The sequence below is a fragment of the Salinimicrobium maris genome (assembly GCF_049680855.1).
Classification (GTDB): Bacteria; Bacteroidota; Bacteroidia; order Flavobacteriales; family Flavobacteriaceae; genus Salinimicrobium.
Map to the genome: position 1 here is coordinate 728,383 of NZ_JBMPGS010000002.1, position 22,423 is coordinate 750,805.

21 protein-coding genes are annotated in these 22,423 nt (G+C 38.9%); 10 read left to right on the top strand and 11 right to left on the bottom strand.

The genetic code is table 11. The annotated features are described in order from the left end of the window. Positions 1 to 74: 74 nt before the first annotated feature. The 5 genes from ACOV1Q_RS08820 to pyrR all read right to left on the bottom strand — a co-directional run bounded on the left by ACOV1Q_RS08820 (position 75) and on the right by pyrR (position 3,605). The gene (locus tag ACOV1Q_RS08820; protein WP_424494031.1) at positions 75 to 575 is read right to left on the bottom strand and encodes a CAP domain-containing protein; all 501 of its coding nucleotides are present in this window, start codon (positions 573 to 575) and stop codon (positions 75 to 77) included. A 207-nt stretch (positions 576 to 782) separates the two neighbouring features. After that, positions 783 to 1,688, bottom strand: a complete 906-nt coding sequence (locus ACOV1Q_RS08825) for a ribonuclease Z (protein ID WP_424494032.1) — start codon at positions 1,686 to 1,688, stop codon at positions 783 to 785. A gap of 62 nt (positions 1,689 to 1,750) precedes the next feature. Next, positions 1,751 to 2,083, bottom strand: a complete 333-nt coding sequence (locus ACOV1Q_RS08830) for a ribonuclease Z (RefSeq protein ID WP_424494033.1) — start codon at positions 2,081 to 2,083, stop codon at positions 1,751 to 1,753. A gap of 36 nt (positions 2,084 to 2,119) precedes the next feature. Then, entirely contained in the window at positions 2,120 to 3,049 is a 930-nt protein-coding gene (locus ACOV1Q_RS08835; protein WP_424494034.1) for an aspartate carbamoyltransferase catalytic subunit, read from the bottom strand. Positions 3,050 to 3,065: 16 nt separating this feature from the next. Further along, positions 3,066 to 3,605, bottom strand: a complete 540-nt coding sequence (gene pyrR, locus ACOV1Q_RS08840; protein WP_424494316.1) for a bifunctional pyr operon transcriptional regulator/uracil phosphoribosyltransferase PyrR — start codon at positions 3,603 to 3,605, stop codon at positions 3,066 to 3,068. 162 nt (positions 3,606 to 3,767) lie between these two features. On the opposite strand from pyrR, the gene ACOV1Q_RS08845 reads away from it, so the two are divergent. Together ACOV1Q_RS08845 and ACOV1Q_RS08850 are read left to right on the top strand one after the other, a co-directional pair. Next, on the top strand, positions 3,768 to 5,636 hold the full coding sequence (locus tag ACOV1Q_RS08845; RefSeq protein ID WP_424494035.1) for a DUF389 domain-containing protein: 1,869 nt from the start codon (positions 3,768 to 3,770) through the stop codon (positions 5,634 to 5,636). A 182-nt stretch (positions 5,637 to 5,818) separates the two neighbouring features. Continuing rightward, positions 5,819 to 6,211 carry a hypothetical protein gene (locus ACOV1Q_RS08850; RefSeq protein WP_424494036.1) on the top strand — a complete coding sequence of 131 codons (393 nt, stop codon included), beginning with the start codon at positions 5,819 to 5,821 and terminating at the stop codon, positions 6,209 to 6,211. A 10-nt stretch (positions 6,212 to 6,221) separates the two neighbouring features. On the opposite strand, the gene ACOV1Q_RS08855 is transcribed toward ACOV1Q_RS08850, so the two are convergent. Then, positions 6,222 to 7,178 (bottom strand): L,D-transpeptidase, encoded by a 957-nt coding sequence (locus tag ACOV1Q_RS08855; protein WP_424494037.1) that lies wholly within the window; start codon positions 7,176 to 7,178, stop codon positions 6,222 to 6,224. Between the two features lie 192 nt (positions 7,179 to 7,370). On the opposite strand from ACOV1Q_RS08855, the gene ACOV1Q_RS08860 reads away from it, so the two are divergent. After that, entirely contained in the window at positions 7,371 to 7,943 is a 573-nt protein-coding gene (locus ACOV1Q_RS08860) for a pentapeptide repeat-containing protein (protein ID WP_424494038.1), read from the top strand. A 33-nt stretch (positions 7,944 to 7,976) separates the two neighbouring features. Next, positions 7,977 to 8,396: a hypothetical protein gene (locus ACOV1Q_RS08865; protein ID WP_424494039.1), complete on the top strand. Its 420-nt coding sequence runs from the start codon at positions 7,977 to 7,979 to the stop codon at positions 8,394 to 8,396. A gap of 38 nt (positions 8,397 to 8,434) precedes the next feature. On the opposite strand, the gene ACOV1Q_RS08870 is transcribed toward ACOV1Q_RS08865, so the two are convergent. Continuing rightward, entirely contained in the window at positions 8,435 to 9,673 is a 1,239-nt protein-coding gene (locus tag ACOV1Q_RS08870) for a DEAD/DEAH box helicase (protein ID WP_424494040.1), read from the bottom strand. A 350-nt stretch (positions 9,674 to 10,023) separates the two neighbouring features. On the opposite strand from ACOV1Q_RS08870, the gene ACOV1Q_RS08875 reads away from it, so the two are divergent. The 3 genes from ACOV1Q_RS08875 to ACOV1Q_RS08885 all read left to right on the top strand — a co-directional run bounded on the left by ACOV1Q_RS08875 (position 10,024) and on the right by ACOV1Q_RS08885 (position 13,244). Further along, positions 10,024 to 11,220, top strand: coding sequence for a DEAD/DEAH box helicase (locus ACOV1Q_RS08875; RefSeq protein WP_424494041.1), 1,197 nt, complete (start codon positions 10,024 to 10,026; stop codon positions 11,218 to 11,220). Between the two features lie 138 nt (positions 11,221 to 11,358). Next, entirely contained in the window at positions 11,359 to 11,817 is a 459-nt protein-coding gene (locus ACOV1Q_RS08880) for a cold-shock protein (RefSeq protein WP_424494042.1), read from the top strand. A 296-nt stretch (positions 11,818 to 12,113) separates the two neighbouring features. Further along, on the top strand, positions 12,114 to 13,244 hold the full coding sequence (locus ACOV1Q_RS08885) for a GAF domain-containing protein (protein WP_424494043.1): 1,131 nt from the start codon (positions 12,114 to 12,116) through the stop codon (positions 13,242 to 13,244). 54 nt (positions 13,245 to 13,298) lie between these two features. Here the strand turns inward: ACOV1Q_RS08885 and ACOV1Q_RS08890 are convergent, their stop codons facing one another. The 4 genes from ACOV1Q_RS08890 to lon all read right to left on the bottom strand — a co-directional run bounded on the left by ACOV1Q_RS08890 (position 13,299) and on the right by lon (position 19,996). Beyond that, positions 13,299 to 14,291, bottom strand: a complete 993-nt coding sequence (locus tag ACOV1Q_RS08890) for an NADP-dependent oxidoreductase (protein ID WP_424494044.1) — start codon at positions 14,289 to 14,291, stop codon at positions 13,299 to 13,301. A gap of 173 nt (positions 14,292 to 14,464) precedes the next feature. Next, the gene (rpsA, locus tag ACOV1Q_RS08895) at positions 14,465 to 16,288 is read right to left on the bottom strand and encodes a 30S ribosomal protein S1 (protein WP_424494045.1); all 1,824 of its coding nucleotides are present in this window, start codon (positions 16,286 to 16,288) and stop codon (positions 14,465 to 14,467) included. Between the two features lie 251 nt (positions 16,289 to 16,539). After that, complete coding sequence (gene cmk, locus ACOV1Q_RS08900; protein ID WP_424494046.1) at positions 16,540 to 17,229, bottom strand: (d)CMP kinase; 690 nt, start codon at positions 17,227 to 17,229, stop codon at positions 16,540 to 16,542. A gap of 316 nt (positions 17,230 to 17,545) precedes the next feature. Further along, a complete protein-coding gene (gene lon / locus ACOV1Q_RS08905) occupies positions 17,546 to 19,996 on the bottom strand; it encodes an endopeptidase La (protein WP_424494047.1) in 2,451 nt (816 codons plus the stop codon). Positions 19,997 to 20,213: 217 nt separating this feature from the next. Here lon and ACOV1Q_RS08910 point away from each other — a divergent pair, with 217 nt between their 5' ends. From ACOV1Q_RS08910 to ACOV1Q_RS08920, 3 genes are read left to right on the top strand one after another with little or no spacing between them, the layout of a single operon-like run. Continuing rightward, the gene (locus ACOV1Q_RS08910; protein ID WP_424494048.1) at positions 20,214 to 20,774 is read left to right on the top strand and encodes an RNA polymerase sigma factor; all 561 of its coding nucleotides are present in this window, start codon (positions 20,214 to 20,216) and stop codon (positions 20,772 to 20,774) included. Further along, complete coding sequence (locus tag ACOV1Q_RS08915) at positions 20,764 to 21,321, top strand: DUF4179 domain-containing protein (RefSeq protein WP_424494049.1); 558 nt, start codon at positions 20,764 to 20,766, stop codon at positions 21,319 to 21,321. Before ACOV1Q_RS08910 ends, ACOV1Q_RS08915 begins: the two co-directional genes overlap by 11 nt. Continuing rightward, the gene (locus ACOV1Q_RS08920) at positions 21,302 to 22,396 is read left to right on the top strand and encodes a hypothetical protein (RefSeq protein WP_424494050.1); all 1,095 of its coding nucleotides are present in this window, start codon (positions 21,302 to 21,304) and stop codon (positions 22,394 to 22,396) included. The genes ACOV1Q_RS08915 and ACOV1Q_RS08920 overlap by 20 nt, the downstream gene beginning before the upstream one ends. Positions 22,397 to 22,423: the final 27 nt, after the last annotated feature.

A 22,423-nucleotide genomic window follows, 5' to 3' on the forward strand; every position in this document is an offset into this window, starting at 1 on the left:
GGCCCATGGGCCGCGTTTTTTATTGAATTAATCGAAAAAAAAGTGGAATTAAATAAGGGGGGGCTTTTTTCCTCCTATTTTCTAACAAAGATATTGGTAAAATACAATTTTCCAGAAGCATCTTCTTTTACTGAGATACCAAAATGCGTAAGCTCTCCTTCCATATTCTTTCTATGTCCATCACTGTTTATCCAGGCCTTTACCACAGCTTCTGCAGAATGATAACCGTAACCTACATTCTCACTAACCGCTTTCGCTCCTACTGAATTAACCAATTCCGTATAACGGCTTGGGAAATTATCATGACAAACTTCATTTTTCTGGATCATGTGAAAATTGTGATCTTCTGCTACCCAGGAAATTTCATCAATGAAATCAAGTTGAGGAAGACCTTTTTCAGCCCTATAGCTGTTTACACGCTCCATTATTTCAACTTCAATAGGAGTATACTTTACTGGTGGTGCAACTGCAACAAGATCTGAAGTGCTGTTTTCGTCAATATTTTCTTTAGAACAAGAAGATAAACTGATCACACACAGGGCCAGCAGACATAATTGGGAGGCTAATTTTTTCATACTAGTTACGTTTAGTAAACTTGGGAGTCGAAAAGTAGAAAAAAATTCCGTTAAGTGCACAATTTAATCGACGAACTACACAATTTTAGTTAAAATTAACGAGTTTTAACCTTAGTTCCTACAATATAACGTGCAGAAACTGTGCATTTCATCGATTTATATATGTCGATGAACGAGTAAAAATGGAGGTCTGAAAGAAGTAATTAACTAGAAAGAGAATGTTTTTCCATCATCTGCAAGTTCAACAGAAGGAAAAATTTCTTCAGCTTCATCTTTGAAAAGCTGAATATCTTTATATCGTGTGGAATAGTGTCCTAGAACAAGGTTAGAAACATTTGCAGCATTGGCAATGGCAGCGGCCTCTTTTGCAGTAGAATGTTTGGTAGGAGCGGCAAGATATGCATGCTCCTCAAGGAAGGTGGCTTCATGATATAGAACCGTGACATCTTTAATCTGGTCCACCATTTCAGGATTGTATTTTGTATCGCTGCAAAAAGCGTAACTCTGTGGTGGCTCTGGAGGTGTGGTGAGTTTTTTATTTGGTATTACAGTGCCATCTTCCAAAAAGGCATCTTTGCCTTTCTTTATACCTTTGTAGTAAGCTACATCAATTTCATAATTGAGCACTTCATTCATCAACAACTTTCTATCCCCGGGTTTTGCTTTAAATAGAAATCCGTTGGTATAAATGCGGTGCTGCAGCGGAATCGTTTCTACAGTCACCTTTTTGTTGTTGAGGATCAATTGTGGTTCCTTATTTTCCAATTCATGAAAATACAGCGGATAACTTGTCCAGGAACTTGAAAGTTTCAGCTGAAGGGTGATGACCTCTTTAATTCCTTTTGGCCCGTATATATGTAGTTCGTTTTCCCTGTTCAACAACCTGAAGGTCGAAATGAGCCCAACGAGTCCGAAGAAATGATCGCCGTGAAGATGGGAAATAAATATATGCTTGATCTTTGAAAACTTAATCTTGTTCCGCCGAAGTTCCACCTGAGTTCCCTCCCCGCAATCAATCAAGAAGAGTTCATTATTGATCTCCAGCACCTGGGAGGTAGGATTGGTGAAAGTTCGTGGAGTGGCCGCGTAACAACCTAAGATGGTAAGTTTCATGAATGTATTTTCTTCAATACAGAAAAGATTTCAGAAAAAGCTTTTAAAAAAGCCATTTTTGACTAGTCTTCCAAATCTCTTTCTATCTCTTCCATCTCTATAATATCTTCAGCTTCGTGAAGAGTTGGTACCACGATAAGTTCCTCGGGGACTTTTTCGATGTCTACTGCAGCGTTCACTAAAACGAACGACTTCTTTTCCATACGGTGACGATCTGAAAGTTCCAAAAAGCTTAAAATATGGGCGGATTCTGCAGTTTCGTAATTCAGAAGATCTACAACCACGTTTTCATTTTTAAATTCTTCATGCTTCTTTGTAAGTACCGAGGAAAAGTCTGTTATAGATTGTCCTTGAGGCTCAATGAGCATATATTTATTTTTCTTTGTTGTTTTCATAGCTTTTATTTTTAAAATTTAAAGTAGGCTTTTTACCTACTGCTTGATCTTGGATGCCAGCAAATAAATCACTGCCATTCTAACTGCAACTCCATTCTGCACCTGGTCTAAAATGATCGCCTGGTCAGAATCTGCCACATCGCTGGTAATTTCCACTCCCCGGTTAATAGGCCCAGGGTGCATCACGACGATCTTTTTATCTAACGAATCGAGCAGGGCCTTGTTTAGGCCAAAAAGTTGAATATACTCCCGGGTACTTGGAAAGTAACTAATATCCATACGTTCATTCTGTACCCGCAGCATATTTGCCACATCACACCATGCCAGCGCCTTTCTAAGATTTGGCTCTACCTCTACTCCCAAAGATTCAATGTATTTTGGAATAAGGGTTTTTGGCCCGCAAACCTTTACTTCTGCACCCTGCAGTTTCAATGCAAAAATGTTGGAAAGTGCAACCCTGCTGTGCAAGATATCACCTACTATTACTACTTTTTTTCCTGCTACACCACCCAGTCTTTCCCTTATGGAATAAGAGTCTAGTAGCGCCTGGGTAGGGTGTTCATGTGCCCCGTCACCAGCATTAATGATACTTGCATCTACATGTCGGGAAAGGAAAATTCCCGCACCTGGATTTGGATGGCGCATTACCACCATATCCACTTTCATAGAAAGAATATTATTGACGGTATCAATTAAAGTTTCCCCTTTTTTAACCGAAGAGGAGGCTGCAGAAAAATTGATCACATCTGCGCTCAGCCTTTTTTCGGCCAGTTCAAAAGAAAGTCTTGTCCTGGTACTATTTTCAAAAAATAAATTGGCAATGGTAATATCGCGCAGGGAAGGCACTTTTTTAATGGGCCGGTTGATCACTTCTTTAAAATGATCTGCAGTTTGAAAAATGAGCTCTATGTCTTCTTTTTGAAGATATTTTATTCCTAATAAATGGTTGACACTTAACTCACTCATGGTGGGCACCTGTTCTTTATGGGTTTATCACGTACACCTTATCTTCTCCTTCGTTCTCCTGCCAGTGCACTTTTACTTTTTGTTCATTGATAGCATCTACCTGCCGACCATTATAATCTGGCTGAATGGGCAAATGCCTGCTAAACCTCCTGTCTATCAATGTAAGAAGTTCAATATCTTTTGGTCTTCCGAAGGATTGAATTGCCGTCAAAGCTGCTCTAATACTTCTTCCAGTGTATAATACATCATCTATAAAAACCACCTGCTTATTTTCTACGATAAAATCAATCTTTGTTTTATTTGCCTCCAGGGGCTTACCGCTTCTTCTAAAATCATCGCGGTAGAAAGTAATATCTAAAGCTCCCAGGGGAAGATCTTTTAAACCATACTCTTCCAGAAGGATTTTGTGAATTCTATTTGCAAGGAAAATACCTCTTGGCTGAATTCCAATAAGAACAGAATTCTCAAAACTATTATGATTTTCAACTAATTGACAGGCCAGGCGATGAATAATGATGTTTACCTCTTTGGAATTAAGCAACACTTTTTGGCCCATAATGAAAAATTGCGCAGTAGTTATGAACACAAAAGTACTATTTTTTTTATTTAACCTGAAGCATGAACCCCATTTTACTATCGCAAACTTGTTCATAATTGACGTTTCAAAAGGTGGGTGAAAAGAGTATATTGCAGTAGCATTAGCCGCTAAAATAAATTTATGCTTTACATACTTCACCAGTCCAAATATCACGAAGAAGTTCAAAACAAAGTAATTCCCCTGCTGAAGGATTCCAATTACAACCCTGTTGCATTTTCAGAACTTTCAGAAGTTGCTCCTGAAAAAGATGACGTGGTCCTTACTTTTTTAAGTGATGAAGATATGAGAACTTTTCTTCCCATGGCAGCCAAGAACGACTGGTGCGTGGGCATTCTTCCTCACCCCGAACTTATCTTTACCAGTAAAGGACTGGGAATTGCAGAAAGTCTGGAAAAAGCGGTGGAGGATATTCTCCATTCCGAAGAAAAAGAAAAACTTGACCTGCTTTACTGCAACGGGATTCCCGTACTGCAATCTGTCAACATAGGAAACGTATTTATCCTTACCGAAAGAAGAAAGAGTAAAAATTTCTTTTCGCAGGTGGTTAGCTTCTTTAGTAATATAAGAAAGGTTTCAGGTCTTAGTCACCGTTCCTTCACTTTAGAGATAGATGGTGAAAAGCTCATTCAAACTTCTGCTCTTGGCTTAATTGTGGTAGAGCACCCAAGCAATTCGGTAGTCGCAAAAACCCTCATTCCTGAAAGTCCGCTGAATGACGGTATGTTTTACGTGCTTATACTCTCTCCACAAAACCTGCTGCAACTTATTTGGTTTTTATTAAAAAGTCTTGTGCCCAGTAATCAAAAAGTGCGTCAACTTCCCTCATTCATAGGAAGTATTAAAACTAATAATTTAAAGATCACCCATCCTTCGGAAGTAGAATTTACCGTTGATGGACAAAAAATAACCTGCACCACAATAAATCTCCAATTACAGGCCGAAGCTATTAGTTTAAGTCAACCCAGTATCTATCACAGCAAAGAAGAAAGTAACGGGGAGAAAAAAAGCATAAAAATTGATCGTTTACCAACCGGTGAAAAACGGGTGGAACTTGCCCGGCGCACATTGCCTTTTCTTCCGAGAGCAACTACAGAAGAATTTCAGGATTTGTTCAAAATTTTAAGAGAGAATTCCAAAGCCACGGCTCCTTTTACCGTAATGATGATTCTCTCCACCCTCATCGCAACCTTCGGGTTATTTGCTAATTCTTCTCCTGTAATTATTGGGGCAATGATCCTGGCGCCCATTATCTCTCCAATTGTGGCTTTTTCTATGGGTATGGTACGCTATGACGTGAACCTACTCAAAAAGGGCATTATTACCATTCTTATCGGTACTGTGGTTTCCCTTCTAATTTCAGCGGGTGTAAGCCTTATCATTCCTTTAAAAGTTATCACTGAAGAAATGAACGACCGCCTTTCTCCTACCCTCCTGGACATGGGCATCGCCATTGCTTCGGGAATAGCTGCAGCTTACGCTCACGCCAAAGAAGGAATTGCCAAAAGCCTGGCAGGAGTTGCCATTGCAGTTGCTTTGGTTCCACCCCTGGCAGTTGCAGGTGTAGGGCTGGGTTGGACGGACTGGGAGGTATTTTCGGGAGCTATTCTGCTCTATCTTACCAACCTTTCAGGCATCATCATGTTTGCAGGAATTACCTTTCTCGTCCTTGGATTCGCACCTTTTAAAAGAGCCCGGGCAGGTTTAGTATACACCTTCATTATTATTGCACTTGTGATGATCCCGCTCTCGTTATCTTTTAACAGAATCAATGAAGAAGCCAAAATTACCCGGCAACTTGAAGGCGCTAATATAGAAGGAGTCATTTTAAGGGATGTCAAAGTGAGATATGGGTCTAGTTTTATGGTGTCTGTAAAACTTGTAGGCCCCACCATCATGGGATCTGAACAAATGGAGGAGATCAAAGAAAAAATTGAAGAGCGCATTGGGCATACCATTACACTGGAAGTTATCTCGGCTCTGGAATTCTAAAAAAGAATTCTTTCTGGAAATGTCATTTTTGAATCTGCAATTACAAAAACAATGCTTGAAAAAATGCCGCTATTTTTTATTTCCGGATTGATCTATTTTTTGAAAAATGCATACGATTTCCCCTTCAAAAGAAGTTTATTAAAGAAATTTTAATACATTAGCAGCACTTCAAATATCATGCTATGAGAATTTTACTTTTGTTGGGAGCGCTGTTTTTTTGTTCCGGGATTTATGCCCAGGAATTTCAGGTGACACAGGAATTTCCTAAACAGGAATTACCCAGTTTTCCTGAGCTGCACAACAAGCAATGGGATATATCTTTTTCAGGAGATTCTTCCAGTTTTGATTCTAAAAGCCAGATTTTGGAGCTAAAGGGAAATGTACAATTCTCCACCTCTATTGTAGAAATCGCCCAGGCAGATAAGATTGTCTACAATAGAAAAACAAAAGAATTTACCATTAGCGGGTTTAAAGAAATTCGTGTGAACGGCAAAATTCAGTTAGCAGAAGACCTTGGTCCTACAACTTTAAAATTTGAATTAGGAAATTGTGTCGCGTATCTGGTTGCCGAGTAGTTGTATCAAGCTACACTGAAAGCTCAGCTTCAGGCTCCTCTGCCTTTTTGAAATTTCTGGCGTCCTGAAAATAACGCTGGCGATATGCTTCTAGAGTATCCAGTTCATCCTCATTGAGGAAATTATCTTCTAAATTTTCAGCCATGCGTAGCCATGGTGGCGAAGGATTTTCATAATCATATTCCCCAAAAACCATAAATGGAGTTCCGTTTTGCAAAATTACCTGCCTGTTGTCATTAAGTTTCCATTGCTCGGCCCAATCATAAATGAATTTTGCATCTTCCATTAAAAGACGTACACATGCGTGACTTGCAGGATATCCGGGCATTGAATATTGGTGTACTCCCACTCCTTCAAAATTCATAAAATTGAAATAGTATGGCAGTATCCAATCTGGGTTGACAGTGCTCACTTTTCTCTTAGATTTGTGATTTCCGTAATGAAGTCCATTTGGAGTTGGTGTGCTTTGCTTTCCGGAGCTTGTAGGCCCCCAGTGAATCAATTCTCCATCTTCATATAACGCGATGCCCTGCACCCTCTGGTTAATAAGAATTGCTTTAGGAATAGAATCCAGAATTTCCAGAACTTCCGGAAATGGTGAATATGTAAGAAAATCTTCTGAAAGAGAGTCTGGAACAACAATCTTAGCGCCGGGAGAAATTCGCCAGGCATCCATCCTATTGAGGGCAAAGATCATCTTTTTTTGAGCTTCAGAATATCTTGTATTGAAACTATCCACATCTGCAGCTGTGGCAAGACTGTCTACATGATATGTAATGACTGGTTTTGGCTCTTCCTTAACTTTCGCCAGCGGCTCCTTCACAGCGATGGAATCACTTTCCATAGTTTTTTCTGAAATTTCGGCTTTATCAACAGGCCGATCTTTATCGCAAGAAAATCCTGTTATAGCTATGAGAATTAGGATTATAACAGCAACAGATTTTTGGTAGATATAAGGGTTTTTCACAATAGGTTCTTTCTTTAAAGATATTCAAAACAAAGCCTGTGGCCCCTACAAAAAAATGTAATTAATTGTGAAAAAATGTAAGACAATTCCTAAAAAATTTCCTTAAAAAAATTGCATTTTTGAATCCTATCTATACTAAGGATTAGTATTTTTACGGCGCAAAGCAGATCAACCTACATTTTAATTATCGAAATGCACAAGGATTTTATAGAAGATCAAGAGTACAGCATGAAAAATTTTTCTGAAGAACAGCTAGAAGAAAAAGAATATGAAAATTGCCTTTTTTCGAACTGTATCTTTGCAGGAAGTAATTTCACCGGCAGCTCTTTTTCTGAATGTAATTTCGAAAACTGTGATCTAAGCAATGTGATTTTGCGAGGTACTTCATTCCGGGATGTAAGTTTTAAAAACTGCAAAATGCTGGGATTGAAATTTGACGAATGTACCGCTTTCCTTCTCTCTTTTAATTTTGAAGAATGCCTTCTCAGCTTTTCCTCCTTTTATAAACTAAAAATTAAAGGAACAAAATTTCACGGCTGCAAACTGGAGCAGGTTGATTTTTCTGAAACTGATCTTACACGAGCAGACTTTCAAAAATGCGATTTTAGCGGCGCAATTTTCAGCAATACTAATCTGGAAAGCGCCTCCCTTCAAACTTCTTTCAATTTCTCCATTGACCCGGAAATCAACAGGATAAAAAAAGCACGTTTTTCTACTGAAAATATTAGCGGACTGCTGGACAAATACCAGATAATAATAAAATAATTTTACATTGCTCCTCTTACGTATCTCTATTTCATGAAGATCTCATACAACGAAAGTAAAAACACCATAAAAATTAACGACGGAGCAAAAAATCAGTATTTCCTGGTGAGAACAATGGTGGTCCTCACCTTTATTAATTCCCTGCTTTTTCTTTCCAAGCTTTCAAATGATCATTTTGCAATGATGGCCTTCATTTGGATTATTCTTGGTATTACCTCACTGGTTTTATCGTACTTCCTCTTTCTGAAATTAAGTGCTGCGGAAGAATTGAGCTGTAATGAGATTGATTCCCTGAAAGAAAAGAATGTTCTGGGCAGAAAAAGACTCAGTCTGCGCCTGAAAAATGGAAAATCCAGAAATCTCATTACAGGAAATCATGCAGAAATTGTAGCCGCAAAAACCTTTTTTGCGAGACATGGAGTTCAAATAAAAAATAGTACTGACGTTTTATAGGTCGCCCTTGAAAGCTTTTTACAAGGCTAGAAATTTACTTAATACCAACGTTTCTTTTTTGATTTAGAACCGCTGCCCTTTCTGCCTTTTTTATGTTTACTTCCTTTTTTACGATGTACCTGTGGAGTCGCATCTTTATCTAGCGGATACGGATTGTTTTCTTCTACAGGAATTTTGTCGGTCAAAAGTTTCTCAATATTTTTTACATATTCCCGCTCATCTACACTACAAAAAGAAATTGAAGCCCCCACATTCCCGGCACGACCGGTACGGCCAATACGATGAACATACACTTCTGGAAGGTTTGGAATATCAAAATTGATCACGTAATCGAGCAGGTCAATGTCAAGTCCGCGGGCGGCGACATCTGTAGCTACTAAAATCTTGACTTCTTTATTTTTAAAATGATTAAGTGCCAAAGAACGGTTGCTTTGGCTTTTATTCCCGTGCAAAGCTTCTGCTTTAAAGCCATTTTTGAGTAGTGAGTCAAGCGCTTTTTCTACTCCAAATTTTGTTCTTCGGAAGACCAACACAGAGCCCTCTTTCACCACATTTCTCATTACATGAAGCAGCAGCTCGATCTTTTGAGGCTTTGGAACCATGTAAAGCTTTTGAACAACTTCTGGCGCTGCTGAAGAATTTTGATCCACCTCAATCCTCACAGGATTCTGCAATAGTGTTTTCGCTAAATATTCTACTTTGTGCGGTATGGTTGCCGAAAACATAAGCCGCTGCTCCAGGTTTGGTGACAAATGAATGGTTTTTTGAACCTCATCTATAAAACCCATGTCCAGCATTAAATCGGCTTCATCAAGTACAAGTACAGAAACTTCATCCAAATTGATGTATCCCTGTTTCCTCAGGTCAAGCAAACGACCCGGAGTAGCAACCAAAATGTCCAGCCCGTTCTTGAGCATATCTATTTGAGGCTGCATGGAAGCGCCACCAAAAACAACGCCCGACTTTACCTCAGTATGTTTTGCATAAGTTTTGATATTCTCTTCTATCTGTACCGCCAGTTCACGCGTAGGGCTAAGAATAAGCACCTCGAGCTTGCGGTTTTTCACTATACCTGTCAATTTCTTGTTCAAAAGCTGGAGCAATGGTATGGCAAAGGCACCGGTCTTCCCTGTTCCGGTTTGAGCACTGGCCAAAACGTCATTCCGTCGTAAAACTTCAGGAATTACCTTTTCCTGTACTCGTGTAGCGCTTTTATACCCTGCTTCAGAAACTGCCTGTAGAATTGGTTGAGAAAGAGAAAGATCTTCAAATAACATATACAAAATTTATAGGGCAAAGATAAGACTAAATATAGAGCTGTGTTTTTTCCGAAGAATATTTACGTAAAAACCTCCTCTCGAAGAAGACAGGAGGATCTACTTCCCACATATAATTGTGGCACTTGTTTTGCATAACCAGAAAAGGAATCCGGTGCATATCCAAAAAAGGTATTTTGAACGCGAGTTTCCACAATAATTCTTTCCAAATTATTCCTTAATTAAAAACGCTATATTTGCGTTCTTCTTTACGCGAAAAAACGGCAGGTTGTAAGCCGGTTTAGAAAGCAAAAATCAAATCCGCTGATTCAGAAAATGCAACGTCTTTTTTAGCATTTTATATATAATGAATGTCATTTAAAAATTTAGAATTAACTCAACCTATCCTGAAAGCTTTAGACGCCCAGGGATACACCAATCCTACACCTATTCAGCAACAATCCATTCCTTTGGTATTAAAGGGAAGAGATTTGCTGGGGGTAGCACAAACAGGCACCGGAAAAACAGCTGCCTTTGGAATTCCGCTTTTACAGCTTCTGGATGCTCAAAAGAATCCAAAAAAGGGAATTAAAGGACTTATTTTAACTCCAACAAGAGAATTAGCAATACAAATTGAAGAAAGCCTTACCGCTTACGGAAAATACACAAAACCCTCTCATGCGGTTATTTTTGGAGGTGTTTCCCAAGTCCCACAAGTAAAAAAATTACAACAAGGTGTAGATATTCTTGTCGCAACTCCGGGAAGGCTTCTGGATCTTATGGACCAGGGTTTTATTAAATTGAACCAGCTCGAGATTTTCGTTCTGGATGAAGCCGATCGTATGCTTGATATGGGATTTATTCATGATGTAAAAAAGGTCATCAAAAACCTTCCGGCAAAACGGCAAACCTTGTATTTTTCGGCTACGATGCCACAAGAAATCCAGAGTCTGGCGAATATGCTTTTGAAAGATCCTGCCAAAGTGGAAGTTACTCCCGCATCATCAACGGTAGATAAAATTAATCAAAGCGTTTATTTTACTAATAAACCCGATAAACGAAAACTTCTCTTGCACCTGCTTGCAGAAAACGAAATTTCCACCGCCCTGGTTTTTACACGTACCAAACATGGAGCTGATAAAGTGGCAAAATTCCTTAGCAAATCAGATTTTAAATCGGCAGCCATTCATGGAAACAAAAGCCAGAATGCCCGCCAGAATGCTTTGAAAAATTTTAAAAATGGTAAACTGAACGTGCTGGTTGCAACAGATATTGCCGCGCGCGGGATAGACATAGATGAACTCACACACGTATTCAATTTTGACCTTCCCAATGTTCCAGAGACTTACGTACATCGTATAGGTCGTACAGGTAGGGCAGGAAATAATGGGATAGCGATTTCTTTTTGCGCCGCAGAAGAAAGACCCGATCTTAAAAACATTGAAAAGCTGGCCGCGATAAAAATTCCGGTGGTACAGGGACACCCTTTTCCGCTTGATGAAAATGCAGCCCCACAGGCCGCCCAAAAGAAGCAGGGGAATCGCAACCGCCAAAGAAGAAGGGCTTAAATTCAGTAATTTATGAATTACCTGATTTTCGGAAAGAACAATTAATTTAATTATCTTTGTATCAGGTTGATGTAAAAAACTTCTTCAGGAACTGCACCTTTTTGCAGTAACACATATAAAATAAACCAATAAACGTACATGGGTAGATCACAGGAAACCTCTAATAAAAAAGAAAAAGAAAAGAAAAAGCTAAAAAAGAAGCAGGAGAAAGAACTTAAAAGGAAAGAGCGTAAAGCAAATTCTGATAAAGGTAAAAGCCTGGAGGACATGCTTGTTTATGTCGATGAGAATGGGCATTTGACAGATACGCCACCAGATCCTGCTAAAAAGAAGAAAATCAAAGCTGAAGATATCCAGCTTGGTGCAGCAAAAAGAGAAGAGGTAGAGCCTGAAGACCTGATTAGGAAAGGTACCGTGACTTTCTTTAATGAATCAAAAGGATACGGTTTCATTAAAGATCTCGGAAATCAGGAAAGTATTTTCGTTCACGTGAACGGTCTTGAAGATGAGATTACTGAAGGAAATAAAGTCACTTTTGAAACCGAAATGGGACAAAAAGGACTTAACGCAATAAATGTAAAGTTGCTAAAGGATTAAAACTCTAAGAACAAAGCTTACAATATCAATAAATCTAAATATTCGGAAAATGGCATTTTCCGGATATTTTTTTTGCCTTAATTAAAAATTAAACCCTGGCTTTTAATAACTTCTTACAACGGGTTCAATTTCTTTTCTACTTCCTGTCTAAAAAATATCAGGTATTAAATATTTGTAAAAAAATATAAATTTTCACCTTATACAACTCGCACGTTTCCAGTTTTTTATATAGATTAGCACTTTTAAAGTTAAACAAAAGTCTTTTTTTATTACTGTACTTTCCCAATTTCAAAGAAATGAGTGAAGAGGCAAGGCTGCAAGAGCTTGAAGATTTTAAAATCCTGGATACTCCCTACGAGCAAGAGCTTGATGAACTGGTAGCAATTGCCTCTGCAATTTGCGATACTCCAATTGCATTAGTATCCCTGGTTGATAATAAACGCTTGTGGTTCAAATCAAAAATAGGGATAGATATAAAAGAGGCTGCACGAGATACCTCATTTTGTCAATATACCCTGGATAATCCCAAAGAAGTCCTGGTCGTAGAAGACCCTCTTAATGACGTAAGATTTAAAGACAATCCTTTTGTTTTGGGAAATCCGCATATTCGATTTTATGCCGCCGCCCCTCTTGAAACTACAAAAGGAAATGTGCTGGGCACGCTTTCTATCATTGACAGTAAACCTCGTACTATTTCTGAAAGTCAAAAAATTGCTTTGCAGCTTCTTGCAAAAAGGGTGATGAATTACCTGGAAACTAGTAAGATGCTGGCCATTCAGGGCGATCAACTGGAAATGCAGGCAGAAAAACTCAGAAAACTTACCAATTATGCTCCGGGAGCCCTCTTTCAGCTCAAAATGGAAAAGGATGGGAGAATGTTCTTTCCGTTTCTTAGCCAGGGTTTTGCAGAAATCCATCCGGAACTGGACATGGAAGCACTTAAAACAGATGCCACTATTTGCTTTGAAGTCGTTCACCCCGATGATGTAGGGCCGCTACAAAAAAGCCTGGAAGCGTCGTTTGCAAATCTTTCGCCTTGGAGTCAGGAATACAGGGTGGTTTCTGAAGACGGTGATATTTCCTGGCATTGGGCAAATGCAAAGCCCGAACGTAAAGAAGATGGCGCCATGATATGGCACGGTACTTTTCAGGACATTACAGAACGAAAAGAATATATGAACACGCTGGAGCAAATTCTTTTCGACATTTCTCACGTTATAAGAAAACCAGTGGCGAACATGTTGGGCCTTACAACTGCAATAGAAGAGTATGACCTTGATCCCGAATCATTAAAAACCTATGTTTCACGGCTGAAAATTGTTTCTGAAGAAATGGACAGTCACATCAAGAAGCTAAATGAGGTATACATGCAAAGAAAATCACAGGCACAGGGGATCGTTTCGGCAGTTCCTGCTGAAGAAGATTAGTCAAAAATGACATTTTAGACTTCTTTTCTAATAAAAAACTTTCAGGAAGAAAACTTATACCTTTACAATCATTTTACCATGATTTTTTCCTTCGAACAGGTCCAGAAATGCCTGCGGAATCTTTTCGAACCCCTCCTGCAGAGTTTCGTCATAGATTAATCTCTCTTCCTCCATCCAAATTGCCAGTTGTTTTACAGCCGGACCAAAATCTTTTACATGATCCCGCACTAAAAATCCCTGCATCAAAGCACTTTTCTTAATAAGAGTACCTTCATATCTGGGTCCCGTGGGAATTTCGGTTTTATTATATATTGAAATCGCGCCGCAATTTATAATACGGGCATCTTTGTTAATATTAGCTATGGCAGCATCAAGGATCTCTCCGCCAACATTATCAAAATATACATCTACACCATTGGGGCAGGCTTCTGCAATAGCCTCTTTCATGTTTTTAGTAGTCTTATAATTGATGCCTCCATCAAACCCGAACTTGTTTTGAATATGATCAATTTTTTCATAACTCCCGGCGATACCAATAACTTTACAGCCTTTAATCTTTCCTATTTGACCAGCCACAGAGCCCACTGCTCCTGCTGCACCTGAAACCAGCAACGTCTCCCCTTCCTTCAGCTTTCCTATTTTCTCAAGTGCCAAAAATGCGGTTAAACCAGTCAGTCCTAAAATTCCAAGGTATGCCGTGGGTTGGCGGGTAATATCAATTTTGTTTAATCCGGTTCCTTTACTGGTTTGATATTCCTTCCATTTTAACATTCCGCTAAGGAGCTCGCCCCTTTTAAAATTTCCGTTCATGGATTCCATCACCTCTGCAACTATCATGGATTCCATCGGTACGTTGAGCTTGAAAGGCTCAATATAAGATTCCTCATCACGCATTCTACCGCGCAGGTAAGGATCTACAGAAACATAGAGGGTCTTTAAAAAAATCTCCCCTTCAGACACCTGCGGATCCTCTTCTTCAATGATTTTAAAATCATCTAAAGAAGGTTTTCCTTTGGGCCGGTTTACAAGAAGAATTGATTTTATCATTTTCCAGAAGTTTTCCTGAAGATAATGCTTTCAGGAAAACCGAACAAGTTCAAAAATGTCAAAACTTCGCCAAAACATTTGACCAAAAAAACATAAAAAAACCCCTCCAAATTGCTCTGGAGAGGTTCTTATTATTAAGATAAAGTTCTTTCGCTAAAGCGAAATTTCAGAAATTATTTTCCTTCCATTTTATCTTTAAGCGCTTGTAGATCTGCATTTACATCACCAATGGTGGTTTTGTCGTTTTGTGCAGCTTTCTTAGCAGCCTGTTTTACGATTTGTTGCTCCTCTTCTCTGTGGATAGCAGTATGAGATGCTACAACACGTTTAAATTCTTTATTGAATTCAATGATTTGGAACTCTGCAGATTCTCCCTGCTTCAATTTGTTTCCATCCTCTTTTTCAAGGTGACGTTGCGGTACAAAAGCAGTGATATCTTCGTTAAAGTCAATAGTCGCTCCTTTGTCTACGATCTCAGAAATTTCAGCAGTATGCGTAGTACCTACAGCAAATTCAGCTTCATATTTATCCCAAGGGTTAGACTCAGTTTGTTTGTGACCAAGACTCAATTTACGTCCTTCAACATCAAGCTCAAGAACTACTACGTCAAGCTTATCACCTACGTTAGTAAATTCACTTGGATGTTTGATCTTCTTAGTCCATGAAAGGTCAGAGATATAGATAAGTCCGTCAATTCCTTCTTCAAGTTCTACGAATACTCCAAAGTTAGTAAAGTTACGAACGATACCAGTATGTCTTGAACCTACAGGATATTTAGAAGTGATATCTGTCCATGGGTCTGGAGTCAATTGCTTGATACCTAGAGACATTTTACGGTCTTCACGATCTAAAGTAAGGATTTGAGCTTCAACCTCATCACCAACATTTACGAAATCCTGAGCTGAACGCAGGTGCGTGCTCCATGACATTTCAGAAACGTGGATAAGACCTTCAACACCTTCTGCAACTTCGATAAATGCACCGTAATCTGCGATCACAACTACTTTACCTTTTACTTTATCACCAACTTTAAGGTTCTCGTCAAGAGCCTCCCATGGGTGTTTACTCAATTGTTTAAGACCCAACTGAATTCTTGTTTTAGCCTCATCAAAGTCAAGGATAACAACGTTCAGTTTTTGATCAAGTTCAACGATCTCATTTGGATGGTTAATTCTTGACCAGCTAAGATCTGTAATGTGAACAAGTCCGTCAACACCTCCAAGGTCAACGAATACACCGTAAGAAGTAATGTTCTTAACAGTACCTTCAAGTACCTGACCTTTTTCAAGCTGCCCAATGATCTCTTTTTTCTGCTCTTCAATATCAGCTTCGATAAGTGCCTTATGAGATACAACAACGTTCTTGAATTCATGATTAATCTTAACCACTTTGAATTCCATTGTTTTTCCTACATATGCATCGTAATCCCTAATTGGTTTCACATCGATTTGCGAACCTGGAAGGAAAGCTTCAATTCCAAAAACGTCAACGATCATACCACCTTTGGTACGACATTTAACGAATCCATTCACGATAAGACTTTCATCATGAGCTTTGTTCACTCGGTCCCAAGCCATGATCACACGCGCCTTACGGTGAGAAAGGATCAATTGACCTGTAGCATCTTCACGAACATCAATCAATACTTCAACTTCATCTCCAACTTTAAGATCTGGGTTGTAACGGAACTCATTTAAAGAGATCACACCCTCACTTTTTGCATTGATATCGATGATCGCATCACGATCGGTAATGTTGATTACTTTACCTGTAGTAACTTCGTCATCTAGCGTGTCAACGAAATTCTCTGCTACAAGCTTCTCAAACTCTTCCAGCTTTTGATCGTCGATAGGATCAATTCCTTCTTCGTAATTGTGCCAGTTGAATTCTTTTAAGAATTGCTCAGGGTTTTGCTGTTGTTCAACTGTCTCAGGTTGAGACGCAGTATCCATTCCGGCTACTTCCTGAACTTCTTTGTTTGTGTTTTCTTCAGCCATTGCTGATTATTAGTTTGTATCCCATATTCTTCGGAAGAAACTTTGCAATAAAAGAATACAGAAGTGTTTATAATATTGATTTTCAGTCCTTTTAATCTTCCAACTATCGCTAAAAGGAGTGCAAAAATACAACTATTTTCTACAATATTCAATTATCAGAAAATAATTATCAGAAAATTGATTCTGAGGGAAATACAGCCGTTTGCAATTAACAATAATAAACAAGCATTTTTAATGAATACCAGTTATTGCTAATTGTTTATTGCATTATTGTAAAGCTGAAGGATCTTTTCAAACTGACCTTCTAAAGTGAGATGCGAATTATCAATTTCCTTTGCATCACTTGCTTTTACAAGCGGGGAATCTTCGCGTGTTGTATCTAAGAGATCTCTTTTCTGCACATTTTCAAGCACATCTTCATAAGTTACCTCTTCCCCCCTTTCGCGTAGCTCCTTAAACCTGCGTTGCGCACGTTCTTCAGCAGAAGCAGTCATGAAAACCTTAAGTTCTGCATCGGGAAAAACAACTGTTCCAATGTCGCGACCGTCCATCACAATGCCTTTTTCTCTGCCCATTTCCTGCTGTTGCGCTACAAGCATTTCTCGCACCTGTGGAACTGCTGCCACCAGGCTCACAAATTCTGAAACTTCCATTTGTCTTATTTCCCTTTCCACATTTTCATCGTTCAGGTACATCTCTGCAAAGCCTGCATCATTACTAAAGACAAATCGCAACTTTATTTGCGGAAGAGCCTTTACAAGGCCGTCAACATCAAAGGAATTCTTACTAATATAATCTGTTTTGAGCGCATACAGCGTCACCGCTCGATACATAGCACCCGTATCTACGTAAACATAACCCAGTTTTTTAGCCAGTTGTTTAGCTACTGTACTTTTACCCGTAGAAGAAAAGCCGTCAATGGCAATAGTGATTTTTTTCAATTTCAGAAGTTTTAATCTCCGCAGCGGGAGTATTCAAAAAGAGGATTATAGCGAGCTATTTTTTCATATTAATTAAAAATATCAGCTGAAAAACATATTTGTTACTTTTAATCTGAACAATATGCTCACCCGGCGGCAAAGATAAAAATAAACTGAAGAATGTACTTGCTACAAATTTTCCGGTGTGTAGAAAGTTCAAAAGGTTTCAGATTTATATTTGAAATATACGCTCCAGAATCTCTATATCAAATCCCCTTTTTGGAACCTAAGCAAAAAAAAAGCTCCGGAATTTTCCGGAGCTCTATGTTTAGTTATCCTATAACTGTTTGGGATTCTTCACCATTTCATCTGTAATGGCAAGTTTAATAACTTCCCCCATCTCTTTGACGTAGTGGAAGGTTAATCCGTCAAGATATTCATCTTTAATCTCCTTCACATCGCGCCTGTTTTCCTCGCAAAGAATAATCTCCTTAATATGTGCCCTTTTTGCCGCAAGGATCTTTTCTTTTATGCCGCCAACCGGCAGAACTTTACCACGCAAGGTAATTTCACCCGTCATTGCAATATTCTCTTTTACTTTTTTCTGGGTGTAAAGCGAAACAAGTGAGGTAAGCATTGTAATTCCGGCACTTGGGCCATCTTTTGGTGTAGCACCTTCGGGTACGTGAATATGCACATTGTATTTTTCGATCATATCGGGATCAATTCCCAAACTCTCAGCATTTCCTTTAATATATTCAAGAGCAATCGTCCCCGATTCTTTCATTACTTTTCCAAGGTTTCCGGTAATGTTTAAATTCCCTTTTCCTTTAGAAAGAATAGACTCTATGAAAAGAATATCACCGCCAACCTGTGTCCAGGCAAGACCAGTTACCACACCGGCAACTTCATTGTCTTCATATTTTTCTCTTTGAAGTTTTGGACTACCTAAAACCTCAAGAATATCGGCATCTTTAACCTTAATATTATATTCCTGCTCCATGGCGATGTTTTTGGCAGCGTATCTCACCATTTTCGCCAACTGTTTCTCCAGGCTTCTCACTCCAGATTCCCTCGTATAACCTTCCACGATCTTCTCAAGCTGTTTCTTGCCAATTTTCAGGTTTTCTTTGGTAAGTCCGTGCTCTTTTAACTGCTTTGGAAGCAAATGCTGCTTGGCTATTTCAACTTTTTCTTCAATGGTGTAACCAGTCACATTGATCATCTCCATACGGTCCCTTAACGGCGCCTGAATGGTAGAAAGATTATTTGCTGTTGCAATGAACATCACTTTAGAAAGATCAAATCCCATTTCAAGGAAATTGTCATGGAATTCACTGTTCTGCTCCGGGTCTAATACTTCTAAAAGTGCCGAAGAGGGATCTCCGCTGTGCCCAACGCTTAATTTATCGATCTCATCAAGCACAAATACCGGGTTACTTGTACCGGCCTTTTTAAGACTCTGAATAATTCTTCCCGGCATGGCTCCAATATAAGTTTTCCTATGCCCTCTTATTTCAGCTTCATCTCTTAAACCTCCCAGAGAGATACGTACATATTCGCGCCCCAATGCTTCGGCTACAGATTTACCTAAACTGGTTTTACCCACTCCCGGAGGCCCGTAAAGACATAGAATGGGCGACTTCATATCATTCCTGATCTTAAGTACCGCCAGATATTCGATGATGCGTTTCTTGACATCTTCCAGTCCATAATGATCCCGATCAAGAATGCGTTGTGCCCTTTTTAGGTCAAATTTATCTTTACTAAATTCATTCCACGGAAGATCAAGAAAAAGGTCAAGATAATTCCTTTGAATAGAATACTCAGAGACCTGCGGATTCATTCGCTGCAACTTTGAAAGTTCTTTGTCAAAATGCTTTTTGGTATCCTCATCCCATTTTTTCTTCCTCGCGCGGGCTTTCATTTCCTCTGCTTCGCCTTCATGCGAAACCCCGCCAAGTTCTTCCTGGATGGTTTTCATTTGCTGGTGTAAGTAATACTCCCGCTGCTGCTGGCTCATATCACTCTGCACCTTGGACTGGATATCATTCTTAAGCTCCAGTTTATGAAATTCCATATTCATGAATTTCAAAGTAGCCAGGGCTCGCTCTTTAAGATCATTGGTCTCCAGAAGTTTCTGCTTGTCTTCTACAGAAAGATTCATGTTGGAAGACACAAAATTGATAAGAAACGACGGACTTTCAATATTCTGAATTGCAAAAGAAGCTTCTGAAGGAATATTAGGACTGTTCTTGATGATATCAAGAGAAAGCTCCTTTATAGATTCTATAATGGCTGCAAATTCTTCATTATCCTTTGCAGGACGAGCTTCGGGTACTTCGGTGATGCTCGCTTTCAAATAAGGTTTTTCCGAAATTACTTCGGCAACCTTGAATCTTTTCTTTCCCTGAATAATAACAGTCGTATTTCCATCGGGCATTTTTAACACCCGAAGAATTCTCGCGACCACTCCCGTTTTGTTAATGTCGTTTACCCCGGGGTTCTCAACTTTTTCATCCTTTTGAGAAACTACACCTATAACTTTACTGTCATTATTAGCCTCGTTGATGAGCTTGATAGAGGCATCTCTTCCCGCAGTAATAGGAATTACCACTCCCGGGAACAGCACGGTGTTTCTCAATGGAAGTATTGGTAGTACATCCGGTAGGTTTTCCTTATTTATTTCCTCCTCATCTTCTGGAGTCATCAAAGGAATTAATTCTGCATCTTCATCTATTCCCTGTAATGACATACTGTCAAAACTTGTGAATTTTGTTTTAGCCATATCTTTATTTAAGTCAAACTGTCATTGCAGTTTATTGTAAATCATTTTCTGCCGACCTCTAAATCATCATATCTCTCACAAAATGCATGATTACAGTAGGCTTGCACAGCATTTCTTCAATTGTTATGCCAACACAAACCAAAAAAAGAAAAAGAAATTTCCTTAAAACTGTAACAATCTTGATTCTCATCTATCTTTATAGTAAAGCAGGGATAAATTGACACTAACCACCACAAATATCGACGAGCTTTTGGAACAGTGCCATTTGGGAGACCAAAGAGCGCAAATGAGGATGTATAACAAGTACTATAAAGCCATGTATAACACGGCTTTTCGAATAGTAAAAGATTCTGCGGAAGCAGAAGACATTATGCAGGAATCCTTTTTAAAAGCTTTTTCAAAGCTGGATTCTTTTAAAGGCACCTCTACCTTTGGCGCATGGCTCAAGAAAATAGTGATAAACCGAAGCATTAATGCCTTTAATAAAAAATCCAGGCACCAGGAGGTTTCGTATAATGATCAATTGAACAATGCTGCAGAAGAAGATTCTTATGGTTTTTCCGGTGAAGAAGAATCAAATCCAAAAGTGCAGCAGATTTTAAAAGCCATGGATTCATTAAAGGAAAATTACCGTCTCATTCTTACCCTTCATTTAATAGAAGGCTACGATTATGAGGAAATTTGTGAAATCATGCAACTTACAAATGCCAATTGCAGAACAACCATTTCAAGAGCTAAGGAAGCTCTTCGGAAAAAATTACTGAGCTATGAAAAATGACAATATAGAAGAACTTTTCAGTTCCCTGGACTTCGATGTTGCTGAGCCTTCTCAAGGTCATGAAAAGAGGTTTGAGGAAAAGCTTCAGCAGCGCTCCAGAAAGAAAATTAGAACTTCGGGAGTGATTTCTTTATGGGGTCCGGCACTCTCAATTGCAGCCAGCCTTCTAATAGCATTCCTTGTTTTTCAAAAACTATATAGCAATCAGCTGAACCGCGAAGATGGCCTCGCGAGTGTTTCAACTGAAATGAAGACAACTCAAGATTTTTATTCTTCGGTAATATCCAAAGAATTGTATAACCTTCAGCAGGAAAAAACACCAGAGACGGCTGCTGTTATAGAAGATGCGCTAAAACAGCTGCAAATACTTGAAAAAGACTATGAAAAATTAAAGACAGATCTTTCGAACAGTGGCCAGGATAAAAGAGTTATCTCTGCCATGATTACCAATTTCCAAAGAAGAATTGACCTGTTGAACAACGTTTTAGAAAAAGTGAATAATATAAACAAACTTAAAAACACACACCATGAGAACAATATACTTTAAGATGCTTTTTGTGCTCTTTCTTGTCCCCTTCGTAGGTTTGGCAGGAAATGATTTTAACGGAAGGTACACTAAGGAAAAGAAAATCACAAAGCAGTACAATGTTTCTCCCAATGCCCTGTTACGGGTAAGCAACAGCTATGGCAACGTAGATGTGACCACCTGGAACCAAAACCGTATTGAGATTGAGGTAGTGATCAAAACCAATGGCAATGATGAGGAAAAAGTGATTCAAAAGTTACGAGAGATTGATGTAGAATTCAATGCTTCTTCTTCCCAGGTGAGCGCTAAAACTCATTTTGAAAGACAGGACAGGTCCTGGTGGAGTGAACTTTTTGGAGGCAGCAGCAATGTAAGTATGGAAATTAATTATACCATTAAAGCTCCGGTTAAAAACAGCGTAGATCTCTCCAATGACTACGGAAATATAAGATTGGACAGGCTGGAAGGTAATGCTAGCATCAACTGTGACTATGGGAGAATCATTATTGGTGAGCTCATGGGAGAAAACAATTCTTTAAATTTTGATTATACCAGGAATAGCACCATCAATTACATGAAACGCGGAAAAATAAATGCCGATTATTCCGAATATACAATTGACGAGGCAGGCACTTTGGAACTTAGTGCAGATTACACGGACAGCCGGATAGGAAAAGTAGAAAATATCCGCTTTAACTGTGATTATGGTGGTGTGTATATTGAAAAACTTCGTAATTTAAAAGGACAGGGGGATTATGTAGGCATCAAGATAGGATCGGTCTATAATACACTCGGCCTTGAAATGGATTATGGGTCACTTACAATTGAACAGCTTATGAATGGAGTTCAACAAGTGGATATCGAAACAGATTATACTTCGGTAAAAATTGGCTATGACAGAAACACCGCTTTCAACTTCCAAATAAAAACTTCCTACGGCGGAGTAAAAGGAATTGAAGGAAATGAGAAATTCCAGGTGAATAAAAGAAGACAATCTGGCTCAGATAATTTTTATGAAGGCTATCATTTATCAGGCACTTCAGGAGGATCTGTCAAAATAAACTCCAGTTATGGAAGTGTAACTTTTACAAATTAAGACAATCATCAATTAAAAACGAAACCA

Excerpts from the sequence above, each read along its gene's own strand:
- ACOV1Q_RS08820 (WP_424494031.1), bottom strand. The coding sequence starts at position 575 with ATGAAAAAATTAGCCTCCCAATTATGTCTGCTGGCCCTGTGTGTGATC.
- ACOV1Q_RS08825 (WP_424494032.1), bottom strand. The coding sequence starts at position 1,688 with ATGAAACTTACCATCTTAGGTTGTTACGCGGCCACTCCACGAACTTTC.
- ACOV1Q_RS08830 (WP_424494033.1), bottom strand. The coding sequence starts at position 2,083 with ATGAAAACAACAAAGAAAAATAAATATATGCTCATTGAGCCTCAAGGA.
- ACOV1Q_RS08835 (WP_424494034.1), bottom strand. The coding sequence starts at position 3,049 with ATGAGTGAGTTAAGTGTCAACCATTTATTAGGAATAAAATATCTTCAA.
- pyrR (WP_424494316.1), bottom strand. The coding sequence starts at position 3,605 with ATGGGCCAAAAAGTGTTGCTTAATTCCAAAGAGGTAAACATCATTATT.
- ACOV1Q_RS08845 (WP_424494035.1), top strand. The coding sequence starts at position 3,768 with ATGCTTTACATACTTCACCAGTCCAAATATCACGAAGAAGTTCAAAAC.
- ACOV1Q_RS08850 (WP_424494036.1), top strand. The coding sequence starts at position 5,819 with ATGAGAATTTTACTTTTGTTGGGAGCGCTGTTTTTTTGTTCCGGGATT.
- ACOV1Q_RS08860 (WP_424494038.1), top strand. The coding sequence starts at position 7,371 with ATGCACAAGGATTTTATAGAAGATCAAGAGTACAGCATGAAAAATTTT.
- ACOV1Q_RS08865 (WP_424494039.1), top strand. The coding sequence starts at position 7,977 with ATGAAGATCTCATACAACGAAAGTAAAAACACCATAAAAATTAACGAC.
- ACOV1Q_RS08870 (WP_424494040.1), bottom strand. The coding sequence starts at position 9,673 with ATGTTATTTGAAGATCTTTCTCTTTCTCAACCAATTCTACAGGCAGTT.
- ACOV1Q_RS08875 (WP_424494041.1), top strand. The coding sequence starts at position 10,024 with ATGTCATTTAAAAATTTAGAATTAACTCAACCTATCCTGAAAGCTTTA.
- ACOV1Q_RS08880 (WP_424494042.1), top strand. The coding sequence starts at position 11,359 with ATGGGTAGATCACAGGAAACCTCTAATAAAAAAGAAAAAGAAAAGAAA.
- ACOV1Q_RS08885 (WP_424494043.1), top strand. The coding sequence starts at position 12,114 with ATGAGTGAAGAGGCAAGGCTGCAAGAGCTTGAAGATTTTAAAATCCTG.
- ACOV1Q_RS08890 (WP_424494044.1), bottom strand. The coding sequence starts at position 14,291 with ATGATAAAATCAATTCTTCTTGTAAACCGGCCCAAAGGAAAACCTTCT.
- rpsA (WP_424494045.1), bottom strand. The coding sequence starts at position 16,288 with ATGGCTGAAGAAAACACAAACAAAGAAGTTCAGGAAGTAGCCGGAATG.
- lon (WP_424494047.1), bottom strand. The coding sequence starts at position 19,996 with ATGGCTAAAACAAAATTCACAAGTTTTGACAGTATGTCATTACAGGGA.
- ACOV1Q_RS08915 (WP_424494049.1), top strand. The coding sequence starts at position 20,764 with ATGAAAAATGACAATATAGAAGAACTTTTCAGTTCCCTGGACTTCGAT.
- ACOV1Q_RS08920 (WP_424494050.1), top strand. The coding sequence starts at position 21,302 with ATGAGAACAATATACTTTAAGATGCTTTTTGTGCTCTTTCTTGTCCCC.